This window comes from Dolosigranulum pigrum ATCC 51524 (assembly GCF_000245815.1).
Lineage (GTDB): Bacteria > Bacillota > Bacilli > Lactobacillales > Carnobacteriaceae_A > Dolosigranulum > Dolosigranulum pigrum.
This window is the reverse complement of the sequence record NZ_JH601103.1, coordinates 256,898-277,469: the sequence shown is the minus strand read 5'-3', so window position 1 is coordinate 277,469 and position 20,572 is coordinate 256,898. Positions and strand designations below refer to the sequence as shown.

Below are 20,572 nucleotides of genomic sequence, written 5' to 3'. Positions count from 1 at the left end.
GTTTTAAGGTGTGCGCTTGGTATGGGTGACAACTTGGATGCCTTTGCTGACTAGGCGACGGTTGATATCATAGGAGGGTACCTCATTGGAACTAAGGTGTAAGGTGGTCTCATCTACAATATCAATATCTAGCCCTTTTACCACAGTTGAGCGTACCTGAACACCCAAAACCGTTCATTCACTTGAAAAATATAGGAGTTGCCGAATAGAGTGAGTATGAAGCGAAATGATTTCATTCTCTATGCATTCATGTATAATAAAAAAATGTAATGCAAACAATTATTTAAAAAGGAGATGGATGACAATGACAGAATTAAGTAAACAACCACAAAGAGATAGAGCGGAACACAATGCATATTTTCCATCAGAGTACTCACTAGATGCCTACACTAGTCCAAAAACAGACTTCGATGGGTACAAAATTGATACGCCGTATGAAGGGCCGACGCGAAAGATTTTAGTCGTGGCGTCTGATGAGCGGTATGTTCAAATGAAGAATGGGAAGTTTTTCTCAACAGGGAATCACCCGGTTGAAACATTGCTACCGATGATGCACTTAGCACATGCTGGCTTTGATTTAGAGGTGGCTACATTGTCTGGCAATAGTGTCAAAATTGAGATGTGGGCGATGCCGGAAGACGATAAGCCAGTGATGGATTTCTACCATGAGATTTTGCCGAAGTTCGAACAGCCACACAAATTAGCGGATATACTAGCAACAGTGACAGCGGAAGATTCTGTCTATGAAGGTGTCTTCTTCCCGGGTGGTCACGCCGCATTAGTGAATTTGCCAGAGAGTTCAGATGTGAACCAAGTGCTTAATTGGGCGATGACCGAGAAAAGAGACATTATTACACTCTGCCACGGACCAGCAGCACTCTTGGCAGGGGCGTCAGACGATCAGGAGTTTTTATTCAAAGACTTCGAGATGGTGGTCTTCCCAGATGCGCTTGATGAGGGGGCGAACCAAGAGATTGGGTATATGCCAGGGAAGTTGAAGTGGTTATTGGCGGAGCGTCTGGAAGAGTTGGGTGCGACTGTCTTGAATGACGAGATGAGCGGTCAGGTGCATAAAGATCGCAATCTCTTGACGGGAGATAGTCCACTGGCAGCGAATGCACTGGGAATATTGGCGGCAGATGAATTATTGAAACGATTAGGATAAGATAATTAACGAGCAACATCTAGTCGGTGTTGCTTGGTACATAATGATGATTTATGGCGGTTGATGGTCAGCCAAAGTAGAGTACTTGCGCCCGTAAAGTTTACCGGCGCTTATTAAAAAAACACATGAAGTCAATAAGCGCATAACAACAAAGAAACTCCACACAGAGGATGAACAATGCCAATCTTCTGTGTGGAGTTTGCTGATGCAAGATATGGAATGGTCGCATGCGCAACTATCCGTATCGTGGTGCGAAATGTCCGATAGTATCCTGTTTGATTCTACGCTGCATGTGTGAGTGTTTCCTTATTTTAAGAGACGATCTTTTGCTTCTGAGAAAATATCAGATAAGGAATGTCCTTTAACAATTAACCGATAGGACAAGGGGAAAAATATCAGTATGAGCAATAAAGCAGTCGGAATTTTGTCTATCCACCCGACGAATCGAGTGATGAAACTGAATAGGCGTTCATGCATACAAATCATTCTCCTTGTATAAATTGGTGATAGCACATTAAACTCATTCGGCATGTGAATGTCATCTAATTTATTCAGAAAATCTAATTAATTAGAATGATCTTTTTTATACCACAATGGGAAAAAACATAGAAGTATAGGAATAATAACAGGAAGATCACCTATCCACCATACGATATCTTTGATAAGTTGAGTAAGTTGTCTAAACATACTATGTCCTCCTTTTGGGCATGTTGTTAATCACTAACTCTCATCATATAAGCATCAAACCCAACAAGATAGGATTTAATTGTGCTGGAAGTGACGCTATTGGAAGAGCTGCTCGAACATCATTAACTTGTGATAAAATAGATGGTCCATTTTGGTACTCTTCTTTAGACATAATACCGCGAGCTTCAACTTGCTTTGCTACATAAACTCCTAATTCATGAGCTCCTTTAATAAGTGCTCCACCAGATACAATAAGACCTGCAATAGTAGCAATCGTGCTCAGTGATATTGATCTACTTTGGTTTTGCGCTTGGATTTCATCTAGCAGTTCCTTATTTGAATGTCTAAACGATTTACAATTAAAGCATAAAGGAAATCTTTATATAAATCAAACGTTTTCACAAGGGGTTTTTCCGATAAGATAAACAATAAAATGCATAACCCAATTGATAAAACGTATGTGCTCTATTGCTTTGACAGGTGGAAAATCCTATTTAGATATGTTGTTGACAGGTTAATCAAGGCAAGTAACGTCGGCCTTGTTGGATAATGGCGCGCGGCGAGAGGACTTGGAAGATGGCGCTGTTAACGGTCAAGCCTAGTGCTAAGCCCCCTGCGACAATAAAGGTCTCGATTAAATATCGCATGGCTGATAGAATCTCCCCTGTCACGAAGGCGAGCATACTGTTATACGCGCTACCCCCAGGGACAAGTGGGATAATCGCTGGAATGGCGAAGATAGTTACTGGCATACGATAATGCTTGGCGAAGAGTTGACTAATTAGGGCAATGGTGAAGGAGGCTAGGGTCGTCCCGACGAATAACGGCAAGTGAAAAACTTGCGTGCAGATGAAGTAGACAATCCACCCCAGGCCACTCGTCGTAGCGGACGCCGGAATTGTTCGCTTCGGAATATTATAGAGAATGCCAAACCCAACTGTTGCAATAGTGGCTGAGAAAATAGGCATAATATAATAAGTAAACATACAAAACCTCCTAAATAAATGTCAAGACAACAGCAATGCCAACGCCAATAGCACCGGCTGTTAGTAGTGCCTTGGCTAAGGTGCTCACACCAGCCAATAAGTGGCCAGCCATGAGGTCACGAATACCATTCGTAATTGCAATTCCTGGAACTAAGGTCATAACGCCACTGATGATAATGGCATTCATATTTTCCCCTAGACCTAACGTATAGAGCGTAAAGGCCGTGAGCCCGATAGCGAAAGCAGCAACGACTTCAGCGAAGAAGGTAATATTGGTACTACCATTCACATATTCGAATAAAAATTCGCCAAGTCCTCCCGCGAGAAAAGCTGGAATAATGTCTGGCCAACTCCCACCAAATAAGAAAGGGAAGAAGCCGGTTGTTATTGCCGCTAATAGAACGGTTAAGTATGGTGGAAATTCTCGAATACGCATCTGAAGGAGATAAAGATAGGCTCGTACTTCATTGGGTGACTTAGGTTGAGCGGATAGATCGCGAGATAGTTGGTTTAACTCTGCTACCATCTCCAAGTTCGTGGCACGATCAGTCACACGAACGAGTTGCGTGACATCAGCTCCGACTTCATTTTTTGTTGTCATAATAATCGCGGTTGGAACGACGAAGACATTGACATATTCCAGTTTAAAACTTGTCGCAATACGGTGCATCGTATCTTCCACGCGATAAGTTTCAGCCCCATTAGATAGCATTAAGCGACCAATATCCATGCAAATATTAAGTGCTTCTTCTGCTTGATAGGTAGTAGCTTCTGTCATTAGATCACTCCTTTAATAATTTCGTGTCAGTCTAACCTTTGCGAGCTTCTATTAGAATAGTGTGCATGAATAGAGGCTCGCAGTGATTTATCCTCTTCTCTAGTAAATCTCACCGGCCAGGACGCGGTTAATGATTTGGGCAACCCCATGTTCACTGTTAGATCCTGTCTCGTATGCGGCCGTTTCTTTTGCTTCTGGGGCAGCGTTAGCCATAGCAGTTCCGTGTTCTGCCCATTCAAGCATAGATAAGTCATTAATGTTGTCACCAATTGTGAGGACTTCCGTATGATCAATACCGAGTTCACGAGCATAGGTTGCAACAGCAAATCCTTTGGTTGCATCTTTGTGGTTGATCTCTAGGTTCATTGCACTAGAGGCCGTAATGACAATATCATCAGCTGCTTGGAGCAGCGTATCTTTCAGCTCGGTTAGCATCTCTTCACCGGCAGTGGTTTGGGCAGATACTTTTAAAATTTCCTCGTCATCGCGACGAATGAGTTCTTGGAAGTTGTCGAGATAAGTGATATTGTGTTGCTCTAAGAACAGATCGAGCTTCTCTTCCAAGCGTTCAGGAGCCAAGGTCTTATTAATATCGCTAAGGACATGGCGTAAGTATTCGCGTTCGCGCTCGTAATTGGTTGAGTAGACCCCTTTGTCCGTCATGATATTAACATGGACATCCTCACGATCTAAGACATGCAATAAAGTTTGGACAGTTGATGGCTTGAGGTTCTTCGTATAGAGGCGGTTGCCTTCCTCATCGTATCCAATTGCACCGTTCAAGCCAAAGAACGAACAGTTAATGCCACGTTCTTGGACAATGGTGTAGCCTGTTTGATAGTCGCGACCAGTTGCAATAGCGAAGTGAATCCCATGTGCTTGAGCGTCTTTGATCGCAGCTAAGTTCTCATCTGACAATTCAATTTCTTCATTCAGCAGTGTCCCATCCATATCTGACACAATTAATTTAATCATTTAAAATCTCCCCATAAAATAAATTCTACTTCCAGTGTATCACATATGAGGCAAAAATGCTCCTATCTACAATATAAGAGCTAGTTTATGTAGCGAATGTGATGAAAGTAGGGAGAATTAGGATTAGGGATGAAATTTTAGGCAATTACTAGTATGATAGAGATAAGAATTGGAGGAGAGACAGATGAATTTACCGGTGATGAATGACTGGCGACCGATATTGGAAGAAGCGATGCAGACAGAGGCGTATCAACAATTACGAGCGTTCTTAAAGCAAGAATATCGCGAACATACGGTGTATCCGGCGATGGAACATATTTGGAACGCCTTCGAACAGACCCCTTATGAGAAGGTGAAGGCTGTTATCTTAGGACAAGATCCGTATCATGGGGAAGGACAAGCACACGGCTTATCATTCTCTGTACAGCCTGGCATACCGATTCCACCATCACTGAACAATATTTATAAAGAGTTGCAGTCTGATCTCGGGATTGCGCCGGTTAATCATGGCTTTTTACGAGCATGGACAGAAGAAGGTGTACTGATGCTGAACACGGTGCTGACCGTTCGGGCCGGAGAAGCGAATTCACACCGCGGGAAGGGCTGGGAAGCATTGACCGATCATGTCATCAAAGCGTTAAATGAACGCTCAACCCCGATTGTCTTCATTCTATGGGGCAACCAAGCCATTGCCAAAGAAGCGATGATTGATGAGACGCGACATGCGATTATCCGGAGTTCTCATCCGAGTCCATTGGCAGCTTATCGTAGCTTTTTTGGCTCACAGCCGTTCTCCAAGACGAATACGGTGTTGCGGGCACTAGAGATGGAGCCGATTAATTGGGAACTTCCTCACCACGTCTCATCGGATGAAGTTTAGAAATAAATATCAAAGAAAAGGAGGGATAGTGTGACCACTAAAAGAGTCCCATTATACTTACAACTAACAGAAAAGATTATTGACCAAATTAATGACGGTACTTATGAAGCGGGAGATAAATTACCGTCAGAACGCGAATTGTGTCATATTTATGATATGAGCCGCATTACGGTACGGAGTGCACTGAGTGAATTGGAACGAGATGGATATGTGAAAAAGTTTCAAGGAAAAGGAACATTCATTGCTAATACAACGTACCAACAGAACTTACTGAATGTCTATAGTTTTACCGAAGAGACGAAAAAGATGGGCAAAACGCCACAAACCAATATCGTGTCGTTCGAGCTTGTATTGGCAGATAAGAAGTATGCCAGCAAGTTAGGGATTCGGGTGGGGGACGAGATGTACCGAGTTGTCCGATGTCGACTAGCTGATCAGGAACCGCTGATCGTTGAGACATCTTACTTACCGCGGTATAAGTTTGCCCACTTGACGGAAAAAGATCTGGCTAACTCGCCGATGTATGATGTCTTCAATCGAGCGTACAATATCCAAGCAACCCGGGCGGAAGAAGAATTTAGTATTACAACGTTGCGTGATCACGAGGCAGAACTACTAGCGGAAGCGGTTGGAGATCCAGCTATGTTAGTGAAGCGAACGGCCTATGATAAGTTAGAAGAAGTGATTGAATATACAATTAGTGTCATTAATGGACAAAAGTATAAATATAAAGTTGAATTACAACAATAGTCTCCTGAATAACTAGAAGTCAATCGATTGCAATCCATCTAGTTACTTGATATAATATTAATTGGTTATAACAAGTAAAGAATTGGAAGGATGATATCATGTTTAATAAATCAACTGATGAACTGAAAGCACTGGACGCCTTGCATACTACGACAGAAATTAAACAACAACCAGATTTATGGCGAGAAACACTTGCTATTTATCGGGAAAATAAAGAGCGGATCGATACATTTTTAGATCAGATTAAAGAACAACATAAACAGATTAATATTATTTTTACGGGAGCAGGAACTTCGGCTTTTGTGGGCGAGACGATTCAACCGTACTTACATGGTAAATATCGCAATACAGGGATTTCTGTCCAAAGTATTCCAACAACCTCTATCGTCTCCAACCCCGAAGACTTCCTATCAGAAGAGGTAGCGACGATTTTGGTTTCGTTCGCTCGCAGTGGGAATTCGCCAGAAAGTGTCGCGACTGTCGAGTTAGCTAAGCAGATCATTAAGGACTTATATCAAGTGACCATTACATGTAACGCAGATGGAGAATTGGCTAAGAATGCTGAAGATGACGCGAAGAATTTATCGCTCTTGATGCCCAAGCAAGCCAATGATCAAGGTTTTGCGATGACCGGAGCATTCACAGCAATGACGCTATCTGCGCTCCTAATCTTCGATACCGATGCGGACAAAGTTGCTTATGCTGAAGAGCTCATTCCATTAGCGGAAAATGTAATTGCGCGTGAGTCAGAGATAGCACAAGTGGCAGACTTAGATTTCAATCGAATAGTCTATCTTGGTAGTGGCAGTCTAGAAGGGCTAAGCCATGAAGCATCGCTCAAGCTCTTAGAGTTGACAGCTGGGAAAGTAGCCACCTTCTATGAATCATCACTCGGCTTCCGTCACGGACCAAAGTCAATCGTTGATGAACAGACGGCGGTAATTGTTTTCCAATCCACTGATCCGTACACGAAACAATATGATAATGATGTATTGAGAGAAGTGTACCATGACAAAATTACTGATCATGTCTTTGCCGTAGAACAAGGTGAATCGAACTTTGAAGGGCAATCGATCTTAGTCGATAAGAGTGACATGAAGTTGCCAGATGCTTATCTTGCTTTACCTTATATTGTTGTTGCCCAAATTATTGCCTTACACAAAGCAGTTAATATCAAAAACGGCGTCGATAATCCATCACCAAGTGGGACGGTAAACCGGGTAGTCCAAGGAGTTATTATTCACGACTATAACCGTGATTAATCACCACTTTATCATTTAAACAAAAAAAGCTTCCCCTCGATGATGAAGGGAAGCTTTTTTTGGTCGTGCATCCGGCATAGGTAATAATTTTGGGATGAAAGTTCATGGCAGATTTGATTATAGGAATGGTTGGATGAGCTAGCTATATGATGAATGAATTAAGATGATAAAATTTTGAAAGTTGAATCGTTTAATCATTCAGGGAACTAGTCGGTTGATACTTGTATTTCTAAAAACTAGTTGTTAGAATTTAGGTAACGCTTCATAAATAAATGAAGTATTAGAAACTGTGGAAGAAGTCGATTATAATGGAGAGGGGGCGCTAGGATCAGGTATAGTGGGAGCAGCTGCTGAGCATTGTTTTTAATCGTTCTTTTATTCGACAGAAGATAGGTGAAAAAAATGAAACTTGAAAAAATAATCAATGGCTATATGATGATTGCACTATTGTTGCTGTTTATCATGGGGCGATTATTAGATTATGCATTAACCATGGATTTCTGGGGGGCCATATTCTCATCCTCTACCTTTTATCATTTAGTGGCCTTATCGACATATATAGCATGTATGATTAATATGAAACGTCGGGGTATAATCGATAGCTACTGGTAGAAATTGCTTTAAAAGTACCCAGAATAAAGATGAATACAATAAAAAAATAAGTACCTTTCATTGTGCTGCCCCCCGAAAATTAGAAGGATTGACTCTAACTTTCAGGGGCAGTACATATCTAGATAGATGATTACCTTGTCGTTTTTATTTGGAACACTCAATATAAGTCATATGTCTCTGACTCTTCTGTATAGTGTGTACTTTCAGATTAACAGAGAATATGGCTTTTTTGAATGGAGTTACTTATTACATTTAAGGGGATACTCACCAAATGTAATAAGAGCTGAAAAATATTTTGCTTTTTTAGCTCAGTCGTAATACAATGAATGATGAGGATTGAATTAGAGGAGGGCGTTAGATGGGTTACTTAAAATTTAACAAAGAATCATACTACAACAGTTTAAATAGTGCATTAAATAGTGGGAATAAAGAGACATTCCGTAAGTTGTTTTTACGCTTGCACGATCGGGATCAGTCAGATGCATTCCGTGAGTTGACGGCGGACAATAAGCGCAAGATTGCTGAGTATGTAGAGCCGTTGGAGTTTCGCGATATCTTCCGTATGATGGAAGTAGAAGATCAGGAAGCAGCGATCGAACATCTTCCATACCAATATATTAAAGACGTTATGGCTCAGATGCCGAACGATAGTATTGCTTATTTTATTAACCGCAGCAACCAGACGAAGAAGGAGTGGGTGCTGAAGTACTTAGATTCGGCTAAGCAGCGGGAAGTTCTAGAGATTCTCTCGTATGCGAGCGAAACAGCTGGATCAATTATGACCAAAGAGTGTGCCGTGGTGCTCGAGCATCAGACGGTAGAACAAGTGATTGAGTATTTACGTGAGATTGGTGAATATGCGGAGACGATTTATTATGTGTATATTGTCGATGAACATCACCGGCTGACCGGGGTTACGTCATTGCGGGATATTTTGATGAGTTCGACGGATACGTTGATGAAAGATATTATGATCCAACAAATCGTCAGCGCCCATGTCAGTGATGACCAGGAAGATGTCTTGCAGACGATGAAGGACTACGATCTATTAGCCATTCCAGTTGTGTCTGAAGATAATCTGATGCAAGGGATCATTACTGTTGATGATATGATTGACATTATGGAAGAAGAAAGTACAGAAGATTTCCACGAGTTTGCCGGGATTCGTAAGCAAGATATGACCGATGAGACCGGTCAGAAAAAAAGTATTATTCAGACAGCTTTTAGTCGGACGCCGTGGTTAGCCATTTTTATGTTAATTGCAATGGCAATTGGTGGGTTGACGAACTTATTCGAAGATACGCTCCAACAAGCTGTGCTCCTATCAGCCTTTATTCCAGCGATTATGGATACGGCTGGGAATGTCGGTACGCAATCACTAGCTGTTACGATTAGTGAGAAGAATTTAACAGGCATGACGTTTACCGAGTTATTAAAGACGTTGCGGGTTGAGATTTTGGCCGGTATTTATATGGGAGTGACTTCAGCGGCGATGATGTTTGTTGTGATTAATATTTTCTACCGCGATATGGCGATTGCAGCAGTTGTGTCACTTTCACTCATTATTACGATTGTGGTCTCTACCATTCTTGGGGTAATTATTCCCTTAATTGTCGACAAACTTGGCTTTGACATTAGTGTGGCAAGTGGTCCATTCATTACGATTTTTGCCGATGCGATTGGATTATTCTTGTACTTCTCTATTGCGACGATTTTAATTTAAATTATACCAACTGTTCTCAGCTCTTCTAGCCGAAGTGAGCGGGGAACAGTTTTTGGTTTTGTCTAGTTGTTTGAGTCATAGTTTAGTGCTATAATAAGAGAAATCAGATATTTTGATCGGTTTTATGAAGAAATGGCAAGGTGAATGGAGGAGGATGACGGATGTATGAGCAGTGGTTGAGAGAAGAACGGTTCTATACAGTGATTCTGCCGAGTGCAGTCGCAATCTTCTTGGTGTTATTGATGGGCTATTTCATGATGCGGAGTCACGTGGATGCGCGGAAGTCGACGAAAAAGTTCTTGAACTACGGAATTCTAGGGGCTGCGGTTGTTGTCATTGTTATGGGACTGGTGGGACATGGACGCTATCAACATTGGGTGGAGCAGAATAAGCATATTACGCCCGGTGTGCGCGACCGACAATATATTTTTGGGCTAGAGGTGCCGTACTCAGCAGATGCAGTTCGGAACTTGCAAGAATCGCGGTATTTATACCAACATTTAGAGGCGTTGGATATGTATGAGCGTCAGCCGGTTGCTAAGGAGTTGGAAGCAGTCTATTTGGGTGAGATTAATGATGAACATTACTTTGCACGCCAAGAGGGTGATTTTTACAGTTTTCGCTATATGGGACCAATCGAGTGGACCGATGATGGCTCGCGTGAATTAGTAGGATATGCTTATCAACTGACGGATCCGCAGTTTGAAGAGATTGGTTTTTTGAATCAGTATGATTATTTCTTAGAGACCATTCGCTTGCCCAAGGAAGAACAAAAAACGTATGATGATAGTGCGTATAACTTAACTGAGCGTGCAGAGAAGCTATTCGGACGCTGGATATTTTAGCAGAGTTAAGGGGAATCATAATAAGGCATTGAAAAAGTCACATTAAGCTGATATGGCTTTTTCAGTCAGTAGACTTTCGGGATAGGGTGACATTACAAATTGTAAGCGTTATAATTTAATAAAGGAGTTGAAGGATATGAGTGTATATAAATTTGAATTGCAGACAAGTCAGAAGCAAGCGTTTGTGAATATTGATGAATTCTTGTTCGAGGCCATTCGCGAGAGTGGTGTGAAGAGCGGGCTGGCCGTGGTTTATTGTCCACACACGACGGCAGCAGTTACGATTAATGAGAATGCAGATCCAGATGTGAAGCGCGACTTGAATAAGGGACTGGATGATACATTCCCGAATCATGACTATTATGTTCACTTCGAAGGGAATTCGGATGGCCATATGAAGTCAAGTGTGATTGGAGCGAGTGAGACCGTCATTATTGACGATGGTGAGCCAATTCTGGGACGCTGGCAGAGTGTGTTTTTTGTCGAGGCGGATGGTCCGCGGTCGCGTCAAGTATATGTTAAAATCATGGCAGATTAATGAGTATTGGGAATTATCCAAATATATAACAAAAAAAACAAATTATACCTATAAAAAGTTGAATATTAGCTATGTTAGCGGTAAAATAGTAGCAACAATCATAAGAAAGTAGGAATCCAAATGCTAGAAGTATCTAATTTAAGGAAAAGCTTTGGTGAGACAGTGGCGGTTGATGGTCTGAGTTTCACGATTGAACCGGGTGAGATCATGGGGTTGATCGGCCAGAATGGGGCGGGGAAGACGACCACATTTCGTCTTATTTTGAACTTGTTAGTGGCGAATGCGGGACAGACGTTGTGGAATGGGGAATCAATTGGAGAAGGATTATTAGACAATATTGGTTATCTGCCGGAAGAACGTGGTCTAGATGAGAAATTAACAGTTGAACAGCAACTGCTTTATCTTGGTCAGTTGAACGGAATGACTAAGCGTGAAGTGACCGAATCCATCGATATATGGATGGACCGCTTTCAAGTGAAGGGTGATCGCAAAGACAAGATTTCTAGCTTATCGAAGGGAAATCAACAAAAAGTCCAGCTGATTGCAACGCTAATGCATGAACCAGATCTGATTATTCTGGATGAGCCATTCAGTGGATTGGACCCAGTTAATGCGGAGTTGCTGGAGGATGGGATTCGCCATGCTGCCAAGCGGGGAGCCAGTATTATTTTTTCTAGTCATAATATGGCCAATGTCGAGTCACTCTGTCAGTCGGTGGTGATGCTCAAGAATGGGTGTCAAGTCTTAGGAGGAACGATTGATGAAGTCAAGAGTCTGTTCGATCGATTGAAGATTTACTTGGAAGCACCAATTGCAACAGCTGAGCTGGAAGCTATCTCAGGGGTTCAGTCAGTTGAGCAGTTGGATGCGCGGCACCGTCTGATTCATATTGAACAGGAAGCAGTTGGGCGCGATGTTTTCGAAGCTGCCCATCAGTCGGGCACCGTTTATCAATTTAGTCAACAAGCACCGACACTGGAAGAAATCTTTAAAGAAAGGGCGGTTGAGAGTGATGAATAAGATGATGATTGTTGCAAAAAATGTCTTCATGAAGCGGGTTAAATCATGGGGCTATTGGGGATTAGTCCTGGGTCCGATTGTATTTCTGGCGGTCGTGATGGGGGTTGGTTATTATGTTGCTCAGAGTGAAGACAGCGGGGATGAAGTATCTGAACAAATTGCAGTAGTCACAGAAAGTCAAGCAGTTGCGGAAGCCTTCAGTCAGTATGAAACGCCCTCTGTCTCGGTAGTAGATCCCAGCACTTATGATAGTGAAGAGGCGGCACGTGAAGCTTTCGATCAGGAAGAGATTGCTGGTTATCTGGTTGCTCAAGAGCAAGGAGATACCATTCAGTCCACTTTCTATCATGACGGGCTGGAACAAGAAGCAGCGAGATTGGAAGACGCTCTGACGCAAGTGCAGATGAACTTGCGAGCACAAGCACTGGATATCGCTCCAGAAGAAGCCATGCATCTGTCCGAAGCGGTCAACTTGGTAGTTCAAGAAGTGATGCCTAGTGAAGATAACCCCGATTCATTTGCACCCATTATGTCAAAAGGGCTCGCCATCATAAGTAATTCAGTTATCTTCTTCTTCGTTCTTATCTATGTAGGGTTTATTGTCGAAGAGATTGCCCGAGAGAAAGGGTCACGTGTGATGGAGATCTTACTCTCCAGTGTAAGTGCGACAGAGCAATTTTTTGGCAAGCTATTAGGGATGCTAGGGTTGATTTTCTTACACACAGTGATTTATGTTGTGCTCGGTATGGTAGGGTATGCTTATATTAGCCGACAAGCCATTTATCAGGAGCTTATAGCTGAATTGCCAGCCAATTTATTGACGATATCCGGTCAATTGGGTTGGATCATGGCACTATACTTTTTGAGCGCGTTCTTAATGTATCTATCTGTATCAGCTTTCTTAGGATCATTAGCAACGAAGGCAGAAGATGGTCAAAAAGTTGTTTCACCGCTATCGATGTTCCTGTTGGTTGGTCTGTACATTGGTTATTTTGCTTCATCAGAATCAGCGCTTGTTCAGTATGCTTCTTACTTCCCACCATTTACACCGCTACTTATGCCGATGCGAGTGGCTGCGGAGAGTGCTTCATTGCTGGAAGGCTGGTTAGGCGTGGGGTGGACCTTCCTATTTGCGATAATTATTATCTTCATCTCACTTAAATTCTATCAAGCAAGTGTGCTCGTCTATGATGATACAGGCGTATTGAATGCCTTCAAGCAAGCCCGTTCCTTACGAAAGTCGAATCAAGACGCACAACAACAATAAAATGACAGCCGCTATATAAAGTGGTGATGAGAGAGACCACTTTATATAGCGTTATTTTTATTAGTTAGTTTTAGTTCTCATTAAAGGGTGAATTTGCTATACTTTTGATGAGGAGTGATTTTATGATGAGACATATGGGAGAATTTTCCTATTATAATCCGACCAAAATTGAATTTGGTCCGGGCAAAATTGCTAAATTAGCAGAGTTAATTCCAATAGATAAGAAAGTATTGATTATTTATGGGCAAAATAGTGCTAAAAAGTATGGGACATTGGATCAAGTTTATGAAGTGCTAAGGGAATACACGGTAGATGAATTCGGTGGTATTGAAGCTAATCCGCAGTATGAAACCTGTGTGCAGGCTATTCAAAAAGTGAAAGATGAAGGATTTGATTTTTTACTTGCAGTTGGTGGTGGTTCGGTTATTGATGCGACTAAATTTATTGCAGTAGGTGCGATGATGGAAGAGGAGCCACGGTTGATTTTTGGTGGCGATATCGGGGAGAATAAGCCCATTACAGCAGCGCTTCCGCTGGCCAGTATTGTTACGTTGCCTGCAACGGGTTCTGAAGCGAACAAAGGGTCAGTCATAACTTTCCCGGAACATCAGGCAAAATTGGGTTGGCATTCACCGCTTGTTTATCCGCAATTTTCGATTTTGGATCCGACGTTGACTTATACGTTGCCGGAACGCCAGCTAGCGAATGGGATTTGTGATGCGTTCGTTCATACGTTAGAGATATATTTAACTTATCCTGTTGATGCTAAAATTCCTGATCGATTTGCCGAGGGAATTTTGCAGACGTTGGTGGAGGTTGCTCCTGATGTGGTGGATACAGAGCAGCATAATTATGCTGCGCGTGCGAATTTTATGTGGAGTGCGACGGTTGCTTTGAACGGATGGCTCAGAACCGGTGTGCCAGAAGATTGGTCGACACATTGGTTAGGGCATGAGATTACCGCCTTAAATGGAACAGATCATGCGCGTAGTTTAACAGCGATATTACCTGCATTAATGGATATTCGCCGCCAGCAAAAAGCCGGTAAACTAGTAATGTATGCTGAACGTGTCTGGGGGATTACTGAGGGTGACCAAGACACTAAAATTGATCAGGCTATTATGAAAACAGCTGAGTTTTTCCGTTCGCTTGGGATGCCGACCTGTCTAAGTGACGTAGGGGTAGAAGAAGCCGATATTGACTTTTTGACGGAACAATTAGTGCGACATGACAAGATCAATCTTTCGGAGCGAGGCGATCAGAACCAGACTGTTAACCGAGAGATTTACAAACGTGCTCTTACTGATTTTCAGTTGTAGTTACTACTCAGAAGATAAAAAACAATAATTCTTCTGGTAATGAGTAAAAAAGTATGTTATAATGAAAGCAACGCACGGCAATGGTATGTGTATGAATCGTGTCAGGTCCTGACGGAAGCAGCACTAAGTATGGCAACCATGTGCCGTGCGGGTACATAGGTTAATAGAAAAGCAAGCAACATATCTGTAGCAATTACGTACTGACCCCCAAAAGTTAGAGTAAATTATTCTAATTTTCGGGGGTTTATTTATGTCCAAAAACATATTCATACCCGTTTAAATTAAATGTTGTCCAAGCATATCTTGATGGTCAAGACAAAGTGTCTTTTAATGACCTCAGGCGCAGAATTGAAAACTACATTCATTTCTACAATAACGATTAGATAAAAGTAAAATTGAGGGCTTATCTCCGGTCAATTACCGGAAACAAGTCACTCAATCACGTGCTTAATCATCACTATTCAAAACTCCAACTTTTGGGGGTCACATCAAAAATTAGAACCGCATGCTCGTTTTTTATTTTTAACTTTAACAGTTAAAAATGTATATGATGGCAAAGAGTTAAATGATTGTTTATCTAAAATGACTAAAGGTTTTAGTAAATTATTTAAAAAGATTTGAAAACAATTACAGTTAGATGATGTAGAAGATGGTGATTTGACTGATATATCTAAAGAATCTGAGTGTGTTGATGATGATGCGAAGACTATCGTAGCAGAATTTGATTACCAAAGAAAGAATTATTTTATTAGATGATTTGAAAATTATGTTGTATTTGTTATTATGAATCTGTAAATGGTTTATTTACTGGTATAACAGAAAGGATTAAAGATATTATTAGTGATAATTTTTTTATTAAACTTTTATTTACCTTCTTTTTAGTGATTTTAATTTCTGGATTGAGTAATTTTCCTAGTCCACAAATGTTTAATCATATTTTGATTTATTATTTAGTTTTAATTTTGTTTGGCGCTTTGTTGGGAGTTTTAATATTTAAAGTATTAGATATTTGGTTTTGAATTTAGCAACCCTTAAATAGGGTTGCTTTTTCTTTGCTTAAAAGTAAAATTGAGGGCTTATCTCCGGTCAATTACCGGAAACAAGCCACTCAATCACGTGCTTAATCATTACAATTCAAAACTCCAACTTTTGGGGATCACATCATTATCTAGAGATGTGTTGCTTTTTTTGTTTATTATGACGGTTGTGAGATGCTATTGTCACGAAAAAAACCGCTAAGGAGAGGAGGTCTCTACCTTAGCAGTTTTTTAAAATTAATTGATATTAACGTTTATGCTTTCGGTGGGCACTGACGTTAATTTGGTTAATGGCGCGGTTAAGGCGGACTTGAGCGCGACGATAAGCTGATCGCTTATCTTTACTGAGCGCTTCTTGCATATCCGCTTCAGCTTGGTTCTTCATGAGTTTAACATGGGCTTCATCGATATTGCGCGCGCGAATGGCATATGTGGCGGCAATATCTAAGGTGTTATTTTGGAAAGTGAGTGCACCACCGTTAATGGCGATGTAGTCGGGTTGATCATCATTTAACCGAGTAACAATGACCGCACCAATATCTAAGACCGTAACAATCGGCAGATGATCAGGTAAAATAGTCAGCCAACCGTCAATGGTATGAACACGACATCCGTATGAACGGTGGGCGTAGATATCACCTTCAGGAGAGGTGATATTCACGTGGATATATTTTTCATCTGAGGAAGTTTTGGGTTGTTTTACGGGTTCCATCTATTGGCCTACTTTCTAAAAGATAATTGAACTAACCGCTTATGATGGTGTCTAGTGAGAAATAGGGGGGTTAATGATTCGTATCAACCTCGACACCCATATCACGTGCTTTATTAATGGCTTGCGTTATATTTCCGACATTACGGAAGGCTTCTTCGGGTAAGTGATCATATTTTCCGTCCAAGATCCCTTCGAATCCATCGAGTGATTCTTCCACGGTAACGAATGCACCAGGAATCCCGGTGAAGGCTTCAGCTACATGGAAATTCTGAGATAAGAAGAGTTGAATGCGGCGAGCTCGTGAGACGGTTGTTTTTTCTTCATCGGAGAGCTCTTCAACTCCTAAGATAGCAATAATATCTTGTAGTTCATGATAACGTTGTAGAACTTGCTGGACTTGTCGTGCAATGCGATAGTGACGCTTACCAACGATTTCTTCGCTTAAGGCGATCGAGGTAGATTCTAGTGGGTTAACGGCCGGATAGATTCCTTGCTCTGTTAACTTACGATCTAAGTTGGTCGTCGCATCTAAGTGGGTAAAAGTAGTTGCGGGAGCCGGATCTGTATAGTCATCAGCTGGGACGTATACGGCTTGAATCGATGTAATTGATCCATCATTTGTGGATGCAATGCGTTCTTGCATCGCGCCCATCTCTGAAGCAAGTGTAGGTTGGTAACCAACAGCAGATGGCATACGACCTAAGAGGGCAGATACTTCAGCACCAGCTTGAGTGAACCGGTAAATATTATCTACAAATAATAAGACATCTTGCTTCATATTATCACGGAAGTACTCGGCCATTGTCAAACCCGTCAATACTGTCCGCATACGAGCGCCAGGTGGTTCATTCATCTGACCAAACACCATGGCTGTTTTTTTGTCAACACCAGAATCACGCATTTCAAAGAGGAGATCATTCCCTTCACGGGTACGTTCGCCGACTCCGGTAAATACAGAGATTCCTTCGAGTTCTTGGGCGATGTTATGGATGAGTTCCTGGATTAGGACCGTCTTCCCAACACCTGCTCCACCGAACAAACCAACTTTTCCCCCTTTTAAATAAGGAGCGAGCAGGTCAATGACTTTTATACCTGTTTCTAAAATTTCGTAATCTGAACTTAAGTTATCATATTTTGGTGCATCGCGATAGATGGATTTTAGTTCGTAGTTTCCCTCTAAGTCGCCTTTATCATCAACCGCATGTCCTAAGACGTTAAATACACGTCCAAGTGTGGCTTCACCGGCAGGAACTTTGATCGTTGTGCCACGATCGACAACAACGGTGTTCCGTGAGAGTCCATCTGTAGCTGACATTGCTATTGTACGAACAACGCCATCTCCTAAGTCTAAAGCAACTTCCAGGACGATATAATCAGGATTGTTCAGTTCCGCTTCACCAATTTCATGTGGTTCAACATCCGGTACCACAACAAGTGCGTTATGAATTTCTGGCACACCATTGGAAATCGGGAACTTCACATCTACAACGGGTCCGATAACTTGTGCGATATGTCCAATTCTCATTCCGTCTAAACCCTTCTTTCATCAGTTTTGAGCATTTGCTCCACTTATAATTTCAATAATTTCGTTTGTGATTTTTTTCTGTCGTTCATGGTGGTATTCTTGGTGTAAGTCGTCAATTAGCGACTTCGCGTTATCTGTAGCTTGTCCCATTGCCTGCATGCGACTTGCTTGTTCAGCCGTTTTTGCATCGATAATGGCGCCGTAAATTTGCGTTTCGGCGTAGAGAGGCAAGATGACATCAAGCACCGAGTCAATATCAGGCTCGATGAGAGGTCGAGGTCCGGAAGGTTGATTCGCGTCCGCAACGTCATCAGCGATATTGTCACGAGTAATCGGCAATATTTTTTCAATCCGCTTAACGTTTTTTAAGACATTAGGCGCATAGTTATAGACGAGATATAATTCATCATATATATTGTTTTGGAAAAAGCGTATAGCCGCTTTGATAATAGTCTGCACTTCGGTAAAATTAGGATAATCAGACAAATGATAGCGCTCAGAAACAATATTTAACTGATGTTTTTGACAGAATTTGACAATGGGGCGCCCAATTGCGACGACTTCGATAGATTCTTTGTCCATTGGGCGGATAAAATCGTGAAATTCTTTCAGTAAAGCTGAATTATAACTGCCACATAGTCCTTTGTCCGCCGTAATGACGAGAAAACCTGTTTTTTTGACCGGTCTTACTTGCATCATGACGTGGTAGTCAATGCGATTATGGTTAGTTGATGGATGACTAGCGCGAGGAGCAATATGTTTGGAATCATAAAGCATATCTGGCGTGATTAAGTTAGAGACCATCGTTTTCACTTTTTGGGCATATTGGTCATAATGCTCCGCTTCTGTAATAATGCGATTATACTTGGTCGTTGAGACTAAACGTAAGGCATTTGTAATTTGAGCGGTTTTTTTGACTGAGTTCATTTTTTTCTTAATCGTATTAAGTGCCAATCGAATCACCTACTCCTTGGAGTCAATTTGGGCATGATATGAACTTAAGAAGATATCTACGTAATCTTTAATCGCTGATGCTAGACGCTCTTCATCTGTAATAACGGTTTGGGTACGAATGTCATCCAGTATGTCAGGAGATCCTTGCTCGATGTAATCATATAGTTCTTTTTCAAATAAGCGAAGTTCATTGAGTGGAATATCTTCTAGTAAGTGGTGAGCGAGTGCGTATAAGATCACGACTTGCTTAGCCACATCTAGTGGGCGATGGGCTGATTGTTTCAAGAGTTCAACTGTACGCTGCCCGCGTTCGAGACTCTTTTGGGTGTGGTCATCTAGATCCGACCCAAACTGACTAAATGCTTCTAATTCACGGTAGCTAGCCAAGTCAATTCGGAGAGTTCCGGCTACTTTTTTCATAGCTTTAAGTTGTGCGGAGCCTCCAACCCTAGATACGGATAGTCCAGCATTGATGGCTGGGCGTACACCGGAGTTGAACAAGTCACCTTCTAAGAAGATTTGGCCATCTGTAATAGAGATTACATTGGTTGGAATATAAGCCGAGATATCTCCTGCTTGTGTTTCGATAATCGGTAGTGATGTAATAGAGCCTCCACCGAGTGACTGGTTCAATTTTGCAGAACGTTCTAGTAGTCGTGAGTGTAAGTAGAAGACATCACCAGGATAAGCTTCACGGCCGGGTGGGCGTTTTAAGAGTAAGCTCATTTCTCGATAAGCTGCAGCTTGCTTGGATAAGTCATCGTAGACAATTAAAACGTGTTTGCCTTGATACATAAACTCTTCAGCCATCGCAGTAGCTGCATAGGGAGCTAAGTAGAGTTGACTCGACGGGCGTGATGCGGCAGCAGACATGACAATCGTATATTCGAGAGCATCATAGCGTTTTAATGTGTTAACAATGTTTTTAACGGTGGATTCTTTTTGTCCGATTGCTACATAAATACATAACACATCTTGGTCTTTTTGATTTAATATCGCATCAATCGCTAAGGTGGTTTTCCCCGTCTTGCGGTCACCTACGATTAGTTCACGCTGTCCCCGTCCAATTGGTACAAGTGCATCAATCGCTTTAATTCCTGTTTGTAGGGGTCTTTTAACACTTTCTCGGTCCATAATAGATGGGGCTTCAGTTTCAACGGGACGAGTTCGCTCAGTTGAAATATCACCTAATCCGTCGATGGGTTGCCCTAATGGATTGACAACACGACCCAGTAGTTCTGCACCAACTGGGACTTCCATTACACGATTTAACCGGTGTGCTAAGTCACCTTCATTAATATCATAATAATCACCAAAGACAATAACACCGACTTCGGTAAGTTCTAGGTTTTGGACCATTCCAATGGCGCCGTTAGGGAATTGAATCATCTCGCCATACATGGCATTCTCGAGGCCACTGATACGAGCAATTCCATCACCAATATAGACGACGGTTCCGATTTCTTCTAGGTGATTAACGGCATCGAATTTTTGAATTTGTTTGAGTAACCGTGCCTCAACATGTTTCGTATCCATT

20 protein-coding genes and 1 other RNA gene are annotated in these 20,572 nt (G+C 41.8%); 12 read left to right on the top strand and 9 right to left on the bottom strand.

The window, feature by feature from the left end:
* Nucleotides 1-3: 3 nt before the first annotated feature.
* Nucleotides 4-144: a hypothetical protein gene (locus HMPREF9703_RS08840; RefSeq protein ID WP_155800772.1), complete on the bottom strand. Its 141-nt coding sequence runs from the start codon at nucleotides 142-144 to the stop codon at nucleotides 4-6.
* 160 nt (nucleotides 145-304) lie between these two features.
* On the opposite strand from HMPREF9703_RS08840, the gene hchA reads away from it, so the two are divergent.
* Nucleotides 305-1,165, top strand: a complete 861-nt coding sequence (hchA, locus tag HMPREF9703_RS01215) for a glyoxalase III HchA (RefSeq protein ID WP_004634873.1) — start codon at nucleotides 305-307, stop codon at nucleotides 1,163-1,165.
* A 306-nt stretch (nucleotides 1,166-1,471) separates the two neighbouring features.
* Here hchA and HMPREF9703_RS08835 read toward each other — a convergent pair whose 3' ends face one another.
* The 4 genes from HMPREF9703_RS08835 to HMPREF9703_RS01200 all read right to left on the bottom strand — a co-directional run bounded on the left by HMPREF9703_RS08835 (nucleotide 1,472) and on the right by HMPREF9703_RS01200 (nucleotide 4,591).
* On the bottom strand, nucleotides 1,472-1,642 hold the full coding sequence (locus HMPREF9703_RS08835; RefSeq protein ID WP_004634871.1) for a hypothetical protein: 171 nt from the start codon (nucleotides 1,640-1,642) through the stop codon (nucleotides 1,472-1,474).
* Between the two features lie 728 nt (nucleotides 1,643-2,370).
* Complete coding sequence (locus HMPREF9703_RS01210; RefSeq protein WP_004634869.1) at nucleotides 2,371-2,838, bottom strand: threonine/serine exporter family protein; 468 nt, start codon at nucleotides 2,836-2,838, stop codon at nucleotides 2,371-2,373.
* Between the two features lie 10 nt (nucleotides 2,839-2,848).
* Nucleotides 2,849-3,616, bottom strand: coding sequence for a threonine/serine exporter family protein (locus HMPREF9703_RS01205; protein ID WP_004634867.1), 768 nt, complete (start codon nucleotides 3,614-3,616; stop codon nucleotides 2,849-2,851).
* Between the two features lie 99 nt (nucleotides 3,617-3,715).
* Entirely contained in the window at nucleotides 3,716-4,591 is an 876-nt protein-coding gene (locus HMPREF9703_RS01200) for a Cof-type HAD-IIB family hydrolase (protein WP_004634865.1), read from the bottom strand.
* Between the two features lie 184 nt (nucleotides 4,592-4,775).
* Here HMPREF9703_RS01200 and HMPREF9703_RS01195 point away from each other — a divergent pair, with 184 nt between their 5' ends.
* From HMPREF9703_RS01195 to HMPREF9703_RS09265, 11 genes are all read left to right on the top strand, one after another.
* Nucleotides 4,776-5,471: a uracil-DNA glycosylase gene (locus HMPREF9703_RS01195; protein ID WP_004634862.1), complete on the top strand. Its 696-nt coding sequence runs from the start codon at nucleotides 4,776-4,778 to the stop codon at nucleotides 5,469-5,471.
* 30 nt (nucleotides 5,472-5,501) lie between these two features.
* Nucleotides 5,502-6,221 carry a GntR family transcriptional regulator gene (locus HMPREF9703_RS01190; protein ID WP_004634860.1) on the top strand — a complete coding sequence of 240 codons (720 nt, stop codon included), beginning with the start codon at nucleotides 5,502-5,504 and terminating at the stop codon, nucleotides 6,219-6,221.
* Nucleotides 6,222-6,319: 98 nt separating this feature from the next.
* Nucleotides 6,320-7,483, top strand: a complete 1,164-nt coding sequence (locus HMPREF9703_RS01185) for an SIS domain-containing protein (protein WP_004634858.1) — start codon at nucleotides 6,320-6,322, stop codon at nucleotides 7,481-7,483.
* A gap of 970 nt (nucleotides 7,484-8,453) precedes the next feature.
* Complete coding sequence (gene mgtE, locus HMPREF9703_RS01175) at nucleotides 8,454-9,818, top strand: magnesium transporter (RefSeq protein WP_004634856.1); 1,365 nt, start codon at nucleotides 8,454-8,456, stop codon at nucleotides 9,816-9,818.
* A gap of 161 nt (nucleotides 9,819-9,979) precedes the next feature.
* A complete protein-coding gene (locus tag HMPREF9703_RS01170; protein WP_004634854.1) occupies nucleotides 9,980-10,663 on the top strand; it encodes a hypothetical protein in 684 nt (227 codons plus the stop codon).
* A 136-nt stretch (nucleotides 10,664-10,799) separates the two neighbouring features.
* A complete protein-coding gene (locus HMPREF9703_RS01165; protein WP_004634852.1) occupies nucleotides 10,800-11,201 on the top strand; it encodes a secondary thiamine-phosphate synthase enzyme YjbQ in 402 nt (133 codons plus the stop codon).
* Between the two features lie 120 nt (nucleotides 11,202-11,321).
* Nucleotides 11,322-12,221, top strand: a complete 900-nt coding sequence (locus HMPREF9703_RS01160) for an ABC transporter ATP-binding protein (RefSeq protein WP_004634850.1) — start codon at nucleotides 11,322-11,324, stop codon at nucleotides 12,219-12,221.
* Nucleotides 12,214-13,488: an ABC transporter permease gene (locus HMPREF9703_RS01155; RefSeq protein WP_004634848.1), complete on the top strand. Its 1,275-nt coding sequence runs from the start codon at nucleotides 12,214-12,216 to the stop codon at nucleotides 13,486-13,488. Before HMPREF9703_RS01160 ends, HMPREF9703_RS01155 begins: the two co-directional genes overlap by 8 nt.
* 122 nt (nucleotides 13,489-13,610) lie before the next feature.
* Entirely contained in the window at nucleotides 13,611-14,807 is a 1,197-nt protein-coding gene (locus HMPREF9703_RS01150; RefSeq protein ID WP_040376769.1) for an iron-containing alcohol dehydrogenase, read from the top strand.
* Nucleotides 14,808-14,871: 64 nt separating this feature from the next.
* Nucleotides 14,872-14,968, top strand: an RNA gene (gene ffs / locus HMPREF9703_RS08680) — signal recognition particle sRNA small type.
* A gap of 244 nt (nucleotides 14,969-15,212) precedes the next feature.
* Complete coding sequence (locus tag HMPREF9703_RS09265; RefSeq protein WP_155800861.1) at nucleotides 15,213-15,428, top strand: protein rep; 216 nt, start codon at nucleotides 15,213-15,215, stop codon at nucleotides 15,426-15,428.
* 663 nt (nucleotides 15,429-16,091) lie between these two features.
* On the opposite strand, the gene atpC is transcribed toward HMPREF9703_RS09265, so the two are convergent.
* From atpC to atpA, 4 genes are all read right to left on the bottom strand, one after another.
* Nucleotides 16,092-16,556, bottom strand: a complete 465-nt coding sequence (atpC, locus tag HMPREF9703_RS01145) for an ATP synthase F1 subunit epsilon (RefSeq protein WP_004634844.1) — start codon at nucleotides 16,554-16,556, stop codon at nucleotides 16,092-16,094.
* A gap of 70 nt (nucleotides 16,557-16,626) precedes the next feature.
* On the bottom strand, nucleotides 16,627-18,081 hold the full coding sequence (atpD, locus tag HMPREF9703_RS01140) for a F0F1 ATP synthase subunit beta (RefSeq protein ID WP_004634843.1): 1,455 nt from the start codon (nucleotides 18,079-18,081) through the stop codon (nucleotides 16,627-16,629).
* A 21-nt stretch (nucleotides 18,082-18,102) separates the two neighbouring features.
* On the bottom strand, nucleotides 18,103-19,044 hold the full coding sequence (atpG, locus tag HMPREF9703_RS01135) for an ATP synthase F1 subunit gamma (RefSeq protein WP_244304302.1): 942 nt from the start codon (nucleotides 19,042-19,044) through the stop codon (nucleotides 18,103-18,105).
* Nucleotides 19,045-20,571 carry a F0F1 ATP synthase subunit alpha gene (gene atpA, locus HMPREF9703_RS01130; RefSeq protein WP_004634840.1) on the bottom strand — a complete coding sequence of 509 codons (1,527 nt, stop codon included), beginning with the start codon at nucleotides 20,569-20,571 and terminating at the stop codon, nucleotides 19,045-19,047.
* Nucleotide 20,572: the final 1 nt, after the last annotated feature.